This is a genomic window from Sinomonas sp. (assembly GCF_036848755.1).
Lineage (GTDB): Bacteria > Actinomycetota > Actinomycetes > Actinomycetales > Micrococcaceae > Sinomonas.
Genome location: NZ_DAIUJO010000090.1, coordinates 1 through 15,073, shown reverse-complemented (window position 1 = coordinate 15,073; position 15,073 = coordinate 1). Strand labels below are relative to the sequence as shown.

At 68.4% G+C, this 15,073-nt stretch carries 12 protein-coding genes; 3 read left to right on the top strand and 9 right to left on the bottom strand.

Features of this window, described 5'->3' with window-relative positions; all coding sequences use genetic code 11:
- Window positions 1-352, bottom strand: a 352-nt coding sequence (locus V7053_RS13880; RefSeq protein WP_334172863.1) for a sugar phosphate nucleotidyltransferase, incomplete at its 3' end; no start/stop codon positions are given.
- Between the two features lie 68 nt (window positions 353-420).
- On the opposite strand from V7053_RS13880, the gene V7053_RS13875 reads away from it, so the two are divergent.
- The 3 genes from V7053_RS13875 (at window position 421) to cpaB (ending at window position 2,255) form a co-directional block, all read left to right on the top strand.
- Window positions 421-1,050: a 5-formyltetrahydrofolate cyclo-ligase gene (locus tag V7053_RS13875; RefSeq protein ID WP_334172862.1), complete on the top strand. Its 630-nt coding sequence runs from the start codon at window positions 421-423 to the stop codon at window positions 1,048-1,050.
- A 71-nt stretch (window positions 1,051-1,121) separates the two neighbouring features.
- The gene (locus tag V7053_RS13870) at window positions 1,122-1,427 is read left to right on the top strand and encodes an FmdB family zinc ribbon protein (RefSeq protein WP_334172861.1); all 306 of its coding nucleotides are present in this window, start codon (window positions 1,122-1,124) and stop codon (window positions 1,425-1,427) included.
- Between the two features lie 93 nt (window positions 1,428-1,520).
- Window positions 1,521-2,255, top strand: a complete 735-nt coding sequence (gene cpaB, locus V7053_RS13865; RefSeq protein ID WP_334172860.1) for a Flp pilus assembly protein CpaB — start codon at window positions 1,521-1,523, stop codon at window positions 2,253-2,255.
- A gap of 23 nt (window positions 2,256-2,278) precedes the next feature.
- Here the strand turns inward: cpaB and V7053_RS13860 are convergent, their stop codons facing one another.
- From V7053_RS13860 to guaB, 8 genes are all read right to left on the bottom strand, one after another.
- A complete protein-coding gene (locus V7053_RS13860; RefSeq protein WP_443022618.1) occupies window positions 2,279-6,625 on the bottom strand; it encodes a DUF4011 domain-containing protein in 4,347 nt (1,448 codons plus the stop codon).
- Between the two features lie 72 nt (window positions 6,626-6,697).
- Entirely contained in the window at window positions 6,698-8,248 is a 1,551-nt protein-coding gene (gene guaA / locus V7053_RS13855) for a glutamine-hydrolyzing GMP synthase (protein ID WP_334172864.1), read from the bottom strand.
- A 103-nt stretch (window positions 8,249-8,351) separates the two neighbouring features.
- Window positions 8,352-8,834: a DUF3817 domain-containing protein gene (locus V7053_RS13850; protein WP_241052588.1), complete on the bottom strand. Its 483-nt coding sequence runs from the start codon at window positions 8,832-8,834 to the stop codon at window positions 8,352-8,354.
- Window positions 8,831-9,691 carry an SURF1 family protein gene (locus V7053_RS13845; RefSeq protein WP_334172858.1) on the bottom strand — a complete coding sequence of 287 codons (861 nt, stop codon included), beginning with the start codon at window positions 9,689-9,691 and terminating at the stop codon, window positions 8,831-8,833. The genes V7053_RS13850 and V7053_RS13845 overlap by 4 nt, the downstream gene beginning before the upstream one ends.
- 96 nt (window positions 9,692-9,787) lie before the next feature.
- The gene (locus V7053_RS13840) at window positions 9,788-10,273 is read right to left on the bottom strand and encodes a PTS sugar transporter subunit IIA (protein ID WP_334172857.1); all 486 of its coding nucleotides are present in this window, start codon (window positions 10,271-10,273) and stop codon (window positions 9,788-9,790) included.
- A gap of 35 nt (window positions 10,274-10,308) precedes the next feature.
- Window positions 10,309-12,030, bottom strand: coding sequence for a glycerol-3-phosphate dehydrogenase/oxidase (locus tag V7053_RS13835; RefSeq protein ID WP_334172856.1), 1,722 nt, complete (start codon window positions 12,028-12,030; stop codon window positions 10,309-10,311).
- 92 nt (window positions 12,031-12,122) lie between these two features.
- Window positions 12,123-13,259, bottom strand: coding sequence for a GuaB3 family IMP dehydrogenase-related protein (locus V7053_RS13830; RefSeq protein WP_334172855.1), 1,137 nt, complete (start codon window positions 13,257-13,259; stop codon window positions 12,123-12,125).
- A gap of 94 nt (window positions 13,260-13,353) precedes the next feature.
- On the bottom strand, window positions 13,354-14,865 hold the full coding sequence (gene guaB, locus V7053_RS13825; protein WP_334172854.1) for an IMP dehydrogenase: 1,512 nt from the start codon (window positions 14,863-14,865) through the stop codon (window positions 13,354-13,356).
- Window positions 14,866-15,073 lie beyond the last annotated feature (208 nt).

The following is a 15,073-nucleotide window of genomic DNA, read 5'->3' as shown; positions in this document are numbered from 1 at the left end:
GCACCGCATGCCCCAGACCCTTCGGATCCCCCTGACGCACGTAATGAATGTCACCGAGGTTGCTGGACTCCTGGATGGCGGCGAGCTTCTTCTCGTCGCCCTTCTCCTCGAGCGTCGCCTCGAGCGAGGGAACACGGTCGAAATGATCCTCGAGGGCGCGCTTGTTACGGCCGGTGATCATGAGGATGTCGTCGAGACCGACGGACACCGCCTCTTCGACGACGTATTGGATGGCGGGCTTGTCCACCACGGGCAGCATTTCCTTGGGCATGGCCTTCGTCACCGGAAGGAACCGGGTGCCCAGCCCGGCGACAGGGATGACAGCTTTCCTGACTGGCTTCGTGGTCGACACGCTGTCACTCTATACGACGATTCCCACGCTGCGGAGCCGCGTGACAGGCGTCCGGCTAGGCTCTGAGCGTGGAAGATGCAGCGGAGCGGAAGCGCGGCCTGCGCGCGGAAGTGTGGCAGCGCCGTCGTGCGATGACCCCGGACCAACGGGAGGCCGCGGGGGCGGGGATCGCGTTCCACGGCTTCGCCTGGGCGACCAGCAACGTGCCGGAGCGCGGAACACTCACGGCCTACCTCGGCCTGGGCGCCGAGCCGCCCACGCTGCCGCTCCTCGGCCGCCTCCACGCCCGCGGCTTCCACCTGCTGCTCCCGATCTGCGAGCCCGAGCGCCAGCTCTCGTGGGTCGAGTGGCGACCGGACATCTCCTACGAGCGCAGTCGCTTCGCCCCGCTCCAGGAACCCGTGGGACCGCGACTCGACGCGCGGGCCCTCCAAGCGGGCGACGGCGGTCGGCCACCCCTCGCCGCGATCCTCCTCCCAGCGACGGCGCTCGACGCCGAGGGGCGGCGAGTAGGCCAGGGCGGCGGCTACTACGACCGGTTTCTCGCGCAGTTCGGGGACGAGACTCCAGCGACGGCAGCCATTGTCTTCGACGCCGAGATCCTGCCTTCGGGCGATGTGCCGGACGAGCCGCTGGACCGGAGGGTGGGGGCCGCGATCACTCCCAGCGGGGTCCGGCACCTGCGGAATATGGCATGAGTGCGGCCTGTTAGAATTGGCACTCGGGGTCGATGACTGCTAACGGCCCCAACGTTTCGCAAGGAGTGACTGTGCCTACTTACGCATACGCCTGCAAAGACTGCGGACATGCCTTCGACATCGTCCAGTCGTTCAGCGACGACTCCCTGACAGCGTGCCCGGAGTGCGGCGGCAGCCTGCGCAAGAAGTTCAACAGCGTCGGCGTCGTCTTCAAGGGAAGCGGCTTCTACCGGACGGACTCGCGCAGTTCGAGCACGGTGCCGGCCGGCTCCAACGCTTCGCCAGCGGGCGGCGACTCCTCCGCCAGTGCGGGCAAGAGCGCGCCTGCGGCTCCCGCGCCCGCACCTGCGGCCACCGCGTCCGCATCCGCGAACTGAGGTCTTTCCCTCCACACCCAAAAGCGCGGCGGGTCGTCCACATCGACCCGTCCTGCGACGCTTGGCACCAAGCGACTGTTCTAGCGTCGGGGCATGCCCCTTTCCCCTGGCCCGTCCCGCCGCCGGCGATCGCCCCGCGGCCGTGACAGAGTGCCGCGGCCCCTGCAGCCTTGGGGCTCGAGGCCCCGGTCGCCATTCGTACGCTTCCTCGGACGCCGGCGCCGCACGCTGGCGGCCGCCCTGCTGTGCGGGGCAGCGGCCGTCTCGGTCTACCAGCTCACCCCGCCCTCGACGCTGCAGTCTCCCGTCGTCGTGGCCGCCACCGACTTGCCGGCCGGGGCCGTCCTCTCGGCCTCGCAGCTTCGAATAGCGCCCCTACCGCCAGAGTCCGTGCCCGACGGCGCGCTGCGGGAGTTGCCTGCTGCTGAAGGCAAGCGTCTTGCGGCTCCCATCCGACGGGGCGGCGTGCTCACGGACGCCTCAACCGTCGGCCCGGGCCTTTTGGCGGGAACGCCACCCGGGACCGCGGCAGTGCCTGTCAGGGTCGCCGACCCGAACTCCCTCCAGCTGATTCGCACCGGGCAGTCCGTCGACCTCGTGCTCGCCGAGGAATCGAACCGCGAGGGCCGGAACGCATCACGGATCGCGGCCGGAGTCACCGTCCTCTGGACGGGATCTGGTGCCGAGCAGTCAGGTGCGTGGCTCGGCACGCCGAAGGACCAAAGCGGACTCCTCGTCGTCGCGGCCTCCCCCGAAGTGGCGCCGCTCCTCGCCGGAGCGTCAGCCCGCGGCAAGGTCTTCTTCGCACTGGTCGAGGCACCTCGATGATGCCGACGCGCGCGAAGGAAGACTCAGCCCCAATGCGGAGGCCGCTGCTCCTTGAGCCATTGCTCTCGATCGCGTTCCGACTCTCGATCCCCCCACGCACGCGGGTCGTCCTCAGCGGCGCGGCGCGGGAGCGCGGGCGCTTCGGCATCGCGACGACGCGGGGCCCCCTCGGCACCGCGCACGTCTCTGCGGGACCTCGGCCGGCCCTCGGCTCCGGTCTCATCGCGACGCTCCGCAGAGGGTCCTCGCGTTTCGAAGCCGTGCCCAGAGTCGCCGCCGCTCTCCGTGACCGAAGTCTCCGCGGGGTCGTCTCCCGCGTCTGTAGCGGGAACCGTCACGCGGCGGTGCGAACTGAGATGGTCACGGGCTGCCACCGGAGATCCCTCCCTGTAGTCCTCGAGGGGAACCACGTCATCGTACGCGGCATAGTCGCCGGGCGACGTGCCCTCGGCTCCACTCTCGCCGAGCACCATGTCGTTCCACACGCTGCCGGCGGCCTCACCGTGAGGCTGGCCGCCCCACTGTCCTGTCTCGGTATCGACGGAGCGAGCGGCACCCATGACACCACCCGCGAGGAAGCCCGCGCCATTGCCTTCATCCGACTGGCCGTCGAGGCCCAGCAGATCGGCGATCATGTCCGCGCAGCTCCCCGGGTCGGTGAACACTTCGATGGTCCACAGAGTGAAGTAGCGCCAGCCCATCCGCTCGAGGAGCTCAGGCCGCTGCCGACTGCGCTCGCGCACACTCAGCTCCCGGTACCGGTTCGTGCCGTCCGACTCGACGGCGACCGGAACGCTCTGCTCCTGGTCGTCACGAGAGAGCGTGAGAAGCGGATCCACGGCGGCAGCCATGTCGATGGCGCCGTCGTAGTGGTGCCACACTCGGGCGCCGCGCGACGCAAGCCGCTCCCCGAGATCGGTCACGAGGGGATCGGCCCCGAGCGATTCTCCACTGGCGGCCGCCCGCGTCGCTCTGGTGCCGAGCTCGGTTCGTCCTGCCAGTTCTCGTTCGAGGAGTTCGTGGAAGTCTCTCGCCCCCTCGCCGAGACGGCTCTCGTCGAGCTCTCCTGGCTGGAAGCAGGTCAGGACGTGCATCGTGTGCCGTGCCCTGCTCATCGCGAGCGCGAAGCGACGGCGGCCTCCGGGCTCGCTCAGCGGCCCAAAGTAGTGCATCGCGCGTCCGTGCGGTGTGCGCCCGTAGCCGAGCGAGAAGATCACATGATCGCGGACAAGGCCTCCCGCTCGGTCCACAGGAACGACCCGGAAGGGCTCCTTCCCGCCGCTGAAGAACTGCTTCGAGTCCGCATGGTTCGCCATCTGAAGACGAATGGCCTCACCGACGCGGGCGGCGTGCTGGGCACTGGCGGTAACAACCGCGAGCGACGAGGTCGGGCGGTGGGCGGCATGTTCGAATACGAGATCCACCACGCGATTCACCTCGGCGGCGACGGACTCGACGTTCCCGTCCTGACCGGAGGGCATTCCGGTTCCGTCCGGAAGGTATTCGACCAAGAGAGCCCTGTCCAGGCCCGTGACGGATTGCCCGTCCGGCAGCCTGCGGAGGACGCCGTCGTAGAACCGATGGCTCAGCTGGAGCCCGAGCTCCTCGTCAACCCCGCGATACACCGTCTTGAGACGCACCGTGGGAAGGACTCTGCTCAAGGCGCCGAATGCACTCTCAACGTCCTCGTCCGGCTGCTGCGGCTGGGCGCCGTGATCGACGCCGACGGTGAAAGGCTTCGGATTCGCGACGTGGGTGTCGCCGAACGCGATGACCTGATGGGCGCGGGCCACCGCGGGCAGCGCAGCACGGAGCGGCAGCGAATCGGCGTCGAGGATCACCACCGCATCGAAACGACGCTGCGCGGGGGCGGCCGAAGCCAAGGAGTATGGGCTCGCGGTCCAGACCGGCACGAGCGGCCGCACGAGGTGCGGGGACTGAGAATCGAGGGCCGCAAGGCTGATGCGCCCGTCCTTGAGCTGGTTCCGCAGCGATTCCGCCTCGCGCGGGTGCTCGCCGAGCGCGCGACCCCACTCCCCGGCAAGCCTCCAACGGACCCGAGCTGCGCCCGAGGCAATATGGGCGCGATCAGCACGGCGGAACTCTTCCTCCGCCGTGCGCAACTGGGCGCCGTCGGACATCGCAAGATAGTCGTCGCCGCTGATCATGGCCTCGAGGACGGACTGCCACCACGCAAGCTCAAGCTCCGAGGCCACAACCTCGGGCGAGGCCTGCCGCGCCGCGAGGTCCTCAAGGAGCTCGCCGAGTCCCCGCTCGCGCAGCTCGTCCTCAAGGAGCGTCCTTTCGGGCAGCGACCGCAGGGAATCGTAGCTTTCGGAGAGCTCTTGGAGCCGTCCCTGAACCTCGATCACGGGGTCGCGCAACAGGTCTCCCCCGCTCCGTGTCCCCGCAATGATGTGCCCGAGCCGTTCGAGGCCCTTGCGGACCGCCCGATAGTCCTCACGGAGGTCGACGAGTCCCGAGGGCACCATCGGGTGCCGTTGCGACACGGCGTATTCGGACCACTGGGCCCGCTGTTCCTGGACAAGGATGAGCGAACTGTGGAGATCAGCGAGGTGAACGCCCGGCCGGACGTATTCCTTGGCCACCCGACGGAGGCGCGAGCGCTGCATGGCGGGGATCTCGATCCCGCGTTCCCGACGCCACGCGGTCGGCGCAGTAGCTGCTATGAGGTCGTTCACCGGACGGTCGAAGATGTCCGGCGTGAACTTGTCGAGGCTCTCACGCACCGCGACGAGCATCTCGATCTGCCGCCCCCACTCCTCGACAGAGGATCCAAGGCGGATCTCGGAGTGGGCTGCGAGCGTGGCCATCCTCTCGCGGAGCGCCGGAAGGTCGGCGACGAGTGTCTGCACAAGGGCTTGCGCGTCTTCCGTCTCGCGGCGGGTCAGCATCCTCGCCCCGTACCACGGGCTGGTCGTGGCCTCGCGGCTGAAGCTGCCGAGTTCCGCGGCCCGCCGGAGGCGTTCGGCGAGCTCCCTTCGTTCACGGATGCTGTCGAGGACACTGCGCTTGAGTCGCACAGTCGTCGCGGGCGAGGGGTGGATGGACGTGAGGGCCGCGAGGGACTGCATGGCCTCATAGGGCGAGCAGCCCCACCTTTCGCGCACATTGTGCAGGGACTCGACGTGCTCGAGCAGCTGATACCGCCGCTCGATAAGGGTCCGGTGGATGGTCTCGAGGCGAGGCTGTTCGGCCTTCTCGTTCCGGACGATGGCCCGCACGAGCTGCTGCTTGAGCTGATTCGCTGTGAGCCCAGCACTCAGCTGGAGAAGGAGCGAGCCGAGGCCCAGTCGCTCGCACGCATGGTTGAGCTCCACGAGGCTCGCGCGGCGCTCGGCCACCACGAGGACAGTTCGGCCGGCGTCCACCAGATTGGCGATCACGTTGACGGCGGTCTGCGTCTGGCCCGTGCCAGGCGGAGTCTCGACGACAAGGGAGTCACCTGCACGAGCGGAATCGATGGCGAGCTGCTGATCCGCGTCTGCGTCGACCACCAGCAGTTCGTGGGAGGGCGGACGTTCGTCCACGGGCGTGAACCGGGTGGGGTCAAGGGGAGCGGGGGCAATGTGCACCGAGCGGGAAGCCGCGGCGAGCGAAGCGACCACTGGGGCGCCAGCAGTGATCGCGGGGTCGTCAAGCGCATGTTCGAGGTCTGCGAAGGTCGAGACGAGCAGCCTCGTCTCGACTGCCGCACCGGGGATTCCGCCCAGAATCGTGCGGAAGCGTTCGAGCACCGGGTGAGGGTCGAGGCGCGCGGTGCTGTAGGCCAGCCGCTCAACGGCAGCCACGTCGATCTCGAGGCGGTGGACAGTGCGCAGATGACGGACGAGGGCCGGGTTGAGCCGAGCAGGCCCGGTGAGCTTGATTTCGAAATCGTCCTGCTCGGAGCGCACCGTCAACGCCACTCCGGCCAGGAGGACCGGCGCGCTCACCCGGCGCGGCCGCCCACCCACGGCCGACGTCCACGTAGCGATTCCCGCGGCCAGATGGCCCGCATCGAGCCCTCGCTCGTTCGCGAGCTCGTAGATCTTCGCCCGCAGATTCCGAGCGGCACGGGCCGCGGCCGTGTAGTCGTAGCGTTCCCGGACCAGCGTCGAGAGACGGGTCCGGCGCCCGGCAAGGAGCTGGGCCAGGCCGGAGGCATTCGCCGAGGTGAGCTCGATAGTGCCTTCAGGAGTGGGGTAGAAACTGAGCATGGTATCGGGTCCCGTGACGGCGGGCAGAGCCGAAAGCCACGCCTCGAGGCGCGCCTCGTCTTCCTGCATACCCGGATGCTGGGGCACGTCCCTGCTCTCCTCCGCGCTCTCTGGAGCGCTCCGTCGTTTGCCTGTGGACCTGATCGGCATAGCTTCGAGACTAGCCTCTCGGACGCCAAGGCCCCCGGGCGCAACGCAGCCGGGGGCCAAATCAGCGGGGAATCACTCCCATTCGATGGTTCCCGGGGGCTTGCTCGTGACATCGAGGACCACGCGGTTGACTCCCTCGACCTCGTTCGTGATCCGGTTGGAGATGCGCGAGAGGAGGTCGAACGGAAGCCGCGACCAGTCCGCCGTCATGGCATCCTCGCTCGAGACCGGGCGAAGAACGATCGGGTGGCCGTACGTGCGGCCGTCACCCTGGACGCCGACGCTGCGGACGTCGGCCAGCAGGACAACCGGCATCTGCCAGACCTCGTCGTCGAGTCCCGCGGCCGTGAGCTCGTGGCGGGCGATCGCGTCAGCCTTGCGGAGGAGTTCGAGGCGCTCGTGGTTGACCTCGCCGATGATCCGGATGCCCAGGCCGGGTCCGGGGAACGGCTGACGTCCAACGATCTCGGCGGGAAGCCCAAGCTGACGCCCGACCGCGCGCACCTCGTCCTTGAAGAGGGTGCGCAGAGGCTCGACGAGCTCGAAGCGCATGTCCTCCGGGAGGCCGCCCACGTTGTGGTGGCTCTTGATGTTCGCCGCGCCCTCACCGCCGCCCGACTCGACGACGTCGGGGTAGAGGGTGCCCTGGACCAGGAAGCGGATCTGCTCGCCCTCGGCCTTGGCCTTCTCGATGATCGTGCGCTCTGCCTCTTCGAACGCCCGGATGAACTCGCGGCCGATGATCTTCCGCTTCTGCTCTGGATCGGTGACGCCGGCGAGGGCCGAGAGGAACCGCTCCTGCTCGTTGGCCACGTAGAGGTTGACGCCGGTTGCCGCGACGAAGTCGCGCTCGACCTGCTCGGCCTCGCCTTCGCGGAGGAGCCCGTGATCGACGAAGACGCAGGTCAGCTGCTCCCCCACCGCCCGCTGCACGAGCGCGGCGGCCACCGCCGAGTCCACGCCGCCGGACAGTCCGCAGATGACGCGCGCGTCACCCACCTGATCGCGGATGCGCCCGACCTGCTCGTCCACGATGTTCCCCGTGGTCCAGTTGCGCTCAAGGCCCGCCACGCCGAACAGGAAGTTCTCGAGGACCTGCTGGCCGTACTCGGAATGCTTGACCTCCGGATGCCACTGCACCCCGCCGAGCGCCTTGTCCAGGTTCACGAAAGCCGCAACCGGAGCACCGGGCGTCGTGGCGAGCACCTCGAAGCCTTCGGGGGCCTCCTGCACCGCATCGCCGTGGCTCATCCAAGTGCTCTGAAGCACCGGTACGCCGGCGAGGATCGAGTGGGGCTCGCCCACCGCCGAAACCTGGGTTGCGCCGTACTCGCGCAGTCCCGTCTTCGCGACGAGACCGCCGAGGGCATTCGCCATCGCCTGGAAGCCGTAGCAGATCCCGAAGACCGGCACGCCTGCCGAGAAGAGGTCCGCCCCAACGCGCGGCGCCCCGTCCGCGTAGACGCTCGATGGACCGCCCGAAAGGATGATGGCGGCCGGGTTCTTTGCGAGGATCTGCTCAGTGGTGAGGGTGTGCGGGACGATCTCGGAATAGACGTTCGCCTCGCGCACGCGCCGTGCGATGAGCTGCGCGTACTGGGCACCATAGTCCACCACGAGCACGGGCCTGTGGGCTGTCTGCGAGCCAGCGCTCTGGGATGCTGTTGTCACCCGTCAAGCCTACCGGACATCAGGAATGGCGCGCCGTGGGCACCCGCCCCCAGCGTCAGTAGCGCTGGCCAGCATCCGGGTGTGCCAGAAGCTCGCGCTCCACCTCGGCATGGATTCGGCGCTCGACGAAGAACGAGAGGAGCGGGACCACGCCGCCGGCCGCCATGAGGATGAGGCGGCCGAACTGCCAGCGCATGAGCGACCAGAGACGGAAGTTCGAGATGAGGTAGATCACGTACATCCAGCCGTGCACGATGAGGATCGTGATGGACAGGTTCACCCCGCCGAGCACACCGGCAGGATCGGCATCAGCCAGGCCGAAACCGAAGGCTTTGCCTGTGAGCGCGTCGGTGCCTCCGGCAAAGATGAACTTTCCGAAGCCGTAGCGCAGGATCATCTCAAGGCACAGCAGCAGGAGCATGGAACCTGTCGCATACGCCATGACCTTGTAGAAGCCGAGCGCAGAGCGGATCTGCGCGACGGTGCCGCCGAAGCGGCGCTGGGGGGTACGCCCGGTGGCGGGCTTGGGGTCGATCACGGTTTTCCTCCGGTGTCGGATGGGAGATTTTCCTCGCCCGGCGAGGACTGACCAGGCGAGGAGGGTTCAGACGAGCCGGATTCGTACTCCGCGCGGGCTTCCAGCTCGCGTTCGTATTCATCACGGACGAGCCGCCACCACAGGAAGATCGCGAATCCCGCGAAGACAACCCACTCGACGGCGTAGAAGATGTTGAGCCAGTTGACTGGCGTCGATTTCGGCTGGGGTGGAATATTGAGCGGCTTGAGCGGCCCGGAAACAGCCGACGCCGACTGGTCGCCAGCCGCCGTCACCTCGTGGGTTGCCCCGACGAAGCCTGTGTAGCTCGCCACGTCCCACATGTTGATGAGCTCCGCGACTGAGACCATCGACGCCTGGCCCGGGGCGGGATGCTTGTTCGCCTCAGGAGCCTCCGAGGGTTCGAGCCGACCGGTCAGCCGGACTTCCCCTGACGGCGGAGTCTGCATCTGGCCTGGATCGGCAAGCCAGCCGCGGGCGACCGGAATGACGACGGTATGATCGCCGCCAACGGCCGGAGCGCCGTCGACCACGAAGGCCGTCACGACCCACCACCCGCTCACGCCCTGAAGCAGCCGGTTCGGCACGAGCACCTGTTTCGAAGGGTCATAGTGCCCGGTCGCCGTGATCATCTGATCCGCGGCGGCCGCCGGGAAGTCCGTGCCAGGCTGGATGGTCTTCGTGAGAGGCTGGGGTGTCTCGGTCGTCGTCACGACTGGCGGCGCGTCGGACGTCGATCGCGAGAACTGCCACTGGCTCAACAGCACGAACACGCCCGAGACCGCAAGAGCGCCGATGAGCGCGAGGATCCAACGGGGTTTGAGGGCGGTTCTCAGCACCTTTCAACGGTACTCCGACAAGCTGTAGAAAAACTAAACGCCCTAGGCCGTCCGGGGCCGTACTCGGACCGGCTTCCGCCGCGAATCAGCCCCCAGCTAGTCTCCGAAGACGAGAGCCGAATTGACGAGCTCAGAGATGATGTCGGCGTCGTTCGCTCGCCGCAGGGACTCGCGGAACCCGGCCTTGGAGAGCGAACGAGCCATCGTCGCGAGAACCTCGAGATGCTCCGAGAAGCTCGAGGCCGGGGTCGCGATGAGCAGCACGACGTAGGCCGGTCCATCGAGGCCGCCGAAGTCGACCGCCCTCCCGTATTTCGCCACCCCGACCGCGATCGATGGCTGGATCACCTGCTCGCTTCGCGCGTGGGGAAGGCCGATGCCGCCGGGGAGCCCGGTGGCCATCTGATGCTCGCGGGCCTGGACGTCGGAGAGGAAGGCCTCGAGGTCACCGATCCGGCCCTCGGCGGCGAGACGCTCGGCGAGCTGCCGCGTAGCATCCTGCCGGTCCTCGGCGTCCATCTCGAGGATGACGAGCCCGGGCGAGGTCAGCTGGGCGTCGTAGCGGTCGAAAGGCTGGGGCATGCGGCCATTTTACGGACCGCACCTGAACGCTCGCCTTAGCGCACCGGAATGATGTCGTCGGCACCGAGCCGGGCCACGTCGGCCGTCGCGTCGTCGGGCTGCTCCTGGCTCAGCCTCTCCGCCTCGACGCGCTTGAGGTAGTGCGCTGTCTCGCGTTCGCGCTGCACATCGCTCCAGTCGAGCAGCGGGGCCATGAGCTCGGCGACGACCGGCGCCGCCGAGACTCCACGGTCCCACGCCTCGATGGAGATGCGGGTGCGGCGCGTCAGGACGTCCTCAACGTGGCGGGCGGCCTCATGCGTCACGGCGTAGACGACCTCGGCCCGGAGGTAGTCGTCGGCGCCCGGCAGGGGCTGCGCGAGCGAAGGGTCGCGGGCGATGATGTCGAGGACCTCCGTCGCGAGCGAGCCGAAGCGATTGAGAAGGTGTTCGACCCGGGCGACGTGGACCCCGGCGGCGGCCGCAAGCCGGGCGCGCCGGTTCCACACGGCCTTGAACCCGTCGGCGCCGAGCAGCGGGATCCGGTCGGTGACGCTCGCCGGGACTCGCTCGTCGAGATTTCGCACGGCCTCGTCGACGGCGTCGCGCGCCATGATCCGGTAGGTCGTGAACTTCCCACCGGCGACGACGACGATCCCGGGCACCGGATGCGCGACGACGTGCTCGCGGCTCAGCTTCGCCGTCGAGTCGTTCTCGCCCGCGAGAAGCGGCCTGAGGCCCGCGTACACGCCCTCCACGTCCTCTCGGGTGAGCGGGCGCCTGAGCACGCGGTTGACACGTTCGAGGATGTAGTCGATGTCCTTGCTCGAGGCAGCCGGATGGGCCTTGTCGAGGCGCCAGTCGGTGTCGGTCGTGCCGATGATCCAATGGCGTCCCCAGGGGATGACGAACAGCACCGACTTCTCCGTGCGGAGGATGAGCCCCACGGTCGACTGGAACCGATCGCGCGGGACGACGAGGTGGACCCCCTTCGATGCCCGGACCTTGAGCTGCCCGCGCTCGGTCACCATGGCTTGGGTTTCGTCGGTCCACACCCCTGTGGCGTTGATGACCTGCTTGGCCCGGATGTCGAGCTCTTCACCCGTCTCGAGGTCTCGCACGTGCGCCCCAACGACGCGCTCGCCCTCGCGCAGGAAGCTCTCGACGCGCATCCGGTTGACCGCGTGCGCTCCGTGGTGGGCCGCTGTGCGGACGACGTTCACCACCATCCGGGCGTCGTCGACCTGGGCGTCGTAGTAGCGGATCGCGCCGATCATCGCGTCGTCGCGCAGGCTGGGGGCCGCCCGAAGCGTCCCCCGCCTGAACATGTGCTTGTGGACGGGCAGTCCCGTTCCGTGCCCGTTGGTGAGGCCCAGCGAGTCGTACATCATCATGCCGGTGCCGACGTAGGGCCGCTCCCACCAGCGGCGGGTCAGCGGGTACAGGAACGGCACGGGCTTCACGAGGTGGGGCGCGATCCTCTGCAGGAGGAGCCCACGCTCCTGCAGAGCCTCCTGAACAAGCCGGAAGTCCATCATCTCGAGATAGCGGAGGCCTCCGTGGATGAGCTTCGAGGAGCGGGAGGACGTGCCCGAGGCCCAGTCGCGCTGCTCGACGATGCCGACGTCGAGGCCTCTGGTCACGGCGTCGAGCGCGGCGCCGGCCCCCACGATGCCGCCCCCCACGATGAGAACGTCAAGCTGCTTCTCCGGGGCGCCCGTCGCCTTGAACCGTTCGATCGCCGCTGTCCGGGCCCCCGGCCCGAGCTGTGCCGACATTGCGCCCTCCGCTCCCGAGACTTCTTCCTAGGAGTCTAGGCGCGTCACCCAGCGCGCGGGCGTCTCGACGCCGGATTAACCCCGCCGGCGCGCTACAGGCCCGCGTGTGGGGAGACGACGACGTCGACGCGCTGGAATTCCTTGAGGTCCGAGTACCCGGTCGTGGCCATGGAGCGGCGCAGCATGCCGACGAGGTTCGACGTCCCGTCGGCGTGGTGCCCGGGCCCGAAGAGGACTTCCTCCATGGGCCCCACGGTCCCGACGTTGACGCGTTCGCCGCGCGGCGTCTCCGGGTGGTGGGCTTCTGCTCCCCAGTGCCAGCCGCGGCCGGGCGCTTCGAGGGAGCGCGCGAGGGCAGAGCCCAGCATGACGGCGTCCGCCCCCATGGCGATCGCCTTCACGATGGCGCCCGAGGTGCCCATGCCGCCGTCGGCGATGACGTGGACGTACCGGCCGCCCGATTCGTCCATGTAGTCGCGGCGTGCGGCGGCAACGTCGCTGATCGCCGAGGCAAGGGGAGAATGGATGCCCAAGGCGCGACGCGTCGTCGTCGTCGCTCCCCCGCCGAAGCCGACGAGCACTCCTGCCGCGCCCGTGCGCATGAGGTGCAGGGCCGGCGTGTAGCCGGCGGCGCCTCCGACGATCACCGGGACGTCGAGCTCGTAGATGAACTTCTTGAGGTTGAGCGGCTCCTGGTTCTTCGAGACGTGCTCGGCGGAGACCGTCGTGCCGCGGATGACGAAAAGGTCGACGCCGGCGGCCAGCACGGTCTTGTAGTGCCGCAGGGTGCCGGATGGCGTGAGCGCGCCAGCGACCGTCACGCCCGCAGCGCGGATCTGCTCGAGGCGCGACGTGATGAGCTCGGGATCGACGGGCTGGGAGTACAGCTCCTGAAGACGGCGCGTGACCGTCGGGCTCGACGGATCCCCCTCGAGCGCGGCGATCTCCGCGAGCACGGGCTCGGGGTCCTCGTACCGGGTCCAGAGGCCCTCGAGATCGAGGACGCCGAGTCCCCCCAGACGGCCGAGCTCGACGGCAGTCGCGGGCGACATGACCGAGTCCATCGGCGCGGCAATGACGGGCATCCCGAAGCGGTACGCATCGATCTGCCACGAGACCGAGACGTCCTCGGGATCCCGGGTCCGCCGGTTGGGGACGATGGCGATGTCGTCGAGGGAATAAGCGCGCCGTCCGCGCTTGCCGCGGCCGATTTCGATCTCGTAGGTCACGGCCTCTACCTTAGTCGACCGCACAACGGGAAGCCCGACGACGAAGCCCCTCGCCCGGAGGGGCAAGGGGCCTCTGCCTGAGACCTGGGGCGGCCTACTTGCGGTAGTTGGGCGCCTCGGCCGTGATCATGATGTCGTGCGGGTGGCTCTCCTTGAGTCCCGCGGACGTGATCCTGACGAACTTGCCCTTCGCCTTGAGTTCATCGATGGTGTGGGCACCGACGTAGAACATCGTCTGGCGCAGCCCGCCCACGAGCTGATGGGCGACCGCGGCGAGGGGCCCGCGGTAGGGAACCTGGCCCTCGATGCCTTCCGGGACGAGCTTCTCGTCGCTCGGGACGTCGGCTTGGAAGTAGCGGTCCTTCGAGTAGGACGTGTTCTTGCCGCGCGTCTGCATCGCACCCAGCGAGCCCATGCCCCGGTAGGACTTGAACTGCTTGCCGTTCATGAAGACCAGATCGCCCGGCGCCTCGGCCGTGCCCGCGAGGAGGGAGCCGAGCATGACCGAATCCGCTCCGGCGACGATCGCCTTGCCGATGTCGCCCGAGTACTGCAGGCCGCCGTCGGCGATCACCGGCACGCCCGCCGGAATCGCGGCCTTCGCCGACTCGTAGATCGCCGTGACCTGAGGCACGCCCACGCCGGCCACCACGCGGGTCGTGCAGATCGACCCAGGGCCGACGCCGACCTTGATCGCGTCCGCACCCGCGTCGATGAGCGCCTGCGCGCCCTCACGGGTCGCCGCCTGACCGCCGATGACGTCGACATGCGCCGCGGCAGGGTCCTTCTTGAGCCGCGAGATCATGTCGAGGACGCCCTGGCTGTGGCCGTTCGCGGTGTCGACCACGAGCACGTCGACGCCGGCCTCCACCATCGTCATCGCCCGCTCGTAGCCGTCCCCGAAGAACCCGACCGCTGCACCCACGCGAAGGCGCCCGGACTCGTCCTTCGTGGCGTTCGGGTACTGATCCGCCTTCTCGAAGTCCTTCACGGTGATGAGCCCCTGGAGGATGTCGTCGTCGTCGACGAGCGGAAGCTTCTCGATTCGGTGCTTGCCGAGGAGGCCGATGACCTCGTCCCTCGCGACGCCCACCTTCGCGGTCACGAGAGGCATCGGGGTCATGACCTCGTGCACCTTGCGGCTCGCGAACTCCTCGTAGGGGATGAAGCGGGTGTCCCGGTTCGTGATGATGCCGAGCAGTCGGCGATTGCCGTCGACGACGGGCAGGCCCGAGACGCGGTAGTGGGCGCACAGGTCGTCGAGCTCTTTCAGGGTTGCGTCGGGCCCGACCGTCACTGGCTTCGTGATCATCCCGGACTCGCTGCGCTTCACCTGGTCGACCTGCTCGGCCTGGTCCTCGATGGACAGGTTGCGGTGAAGGATGCCGATCCCGCCCTGACGCGCAAGGCTGATGGCCATCCGGGCCTCGGTCACCGTGTCCATGGCTGCAGACAGGACGGGGATGCCGAGTCGGATGCGGCGGGAGAGTCGGGTCGAAGTATCAGCCTCGGACGGGATGACATCCGTGGGACCGGGCAGCAGGAGGACGTCGTCGTAGGTGAGTCCGAGGAAGCCGAAGGGATCGTGCTCGGGGGCGGTGGTCATGAGTGCTCCTTGGCCTGCGCCGAGGGGTGCGGCGCGAAACTGACGGGAAGTGCTGATGACCAGCCAGTACTTACGGGCGTGGTCTGCTGCGGTGCTTTCTATCCTAAACTTCCGCCGGGCAGCCGGGTATTCCGGGGGCGGCCAGGCGTGACGAAACGCACATCCGGCCCTGCTTCCGCCCGCTTGGCGCCTCCCGAAGGCGGCTAGG

Excerpts from the sequence above, each read along its gene's own strand:
- cpaB (WP_334172860.1), top strand. The coding sequence starts at position 1,521 with ATGCCCCTTTCCCCTGGCCCGTCCCGCCGCCGGCGATCGCCCCGCGGC.
- V7053_RS13860 (WP_443022618.1), bottom strand. The coding sequence starts at position 6,625 with ATGCCGATCAGGTCCACAGGCAAACGACGGAGCGCTCCAGAGAGCGCG.
- V7053_RS13840 (WP_334172857.1), bottom strand. The coding sequence starts at position 10,273 with ATGCCCCAGCCTTTCGACCGCTACGACGCCCAGCTGACCTCGCCCGGG.
- V7053_RS13835 (WP_334172856.1), bottom strand. The coding sequence starts at position 12,030 with ATGTCGGCACAGCTCGGGCCGGGGGCCCGGACAGCGGCGATCGAACGG.
- guaB (WP_334172854.1), bottom strand. The coding sequence starts at position 14,865 with ATGACCACCGCCCCCGAGCACGATCCCTTCGGCTTCCTCGGACTCACC.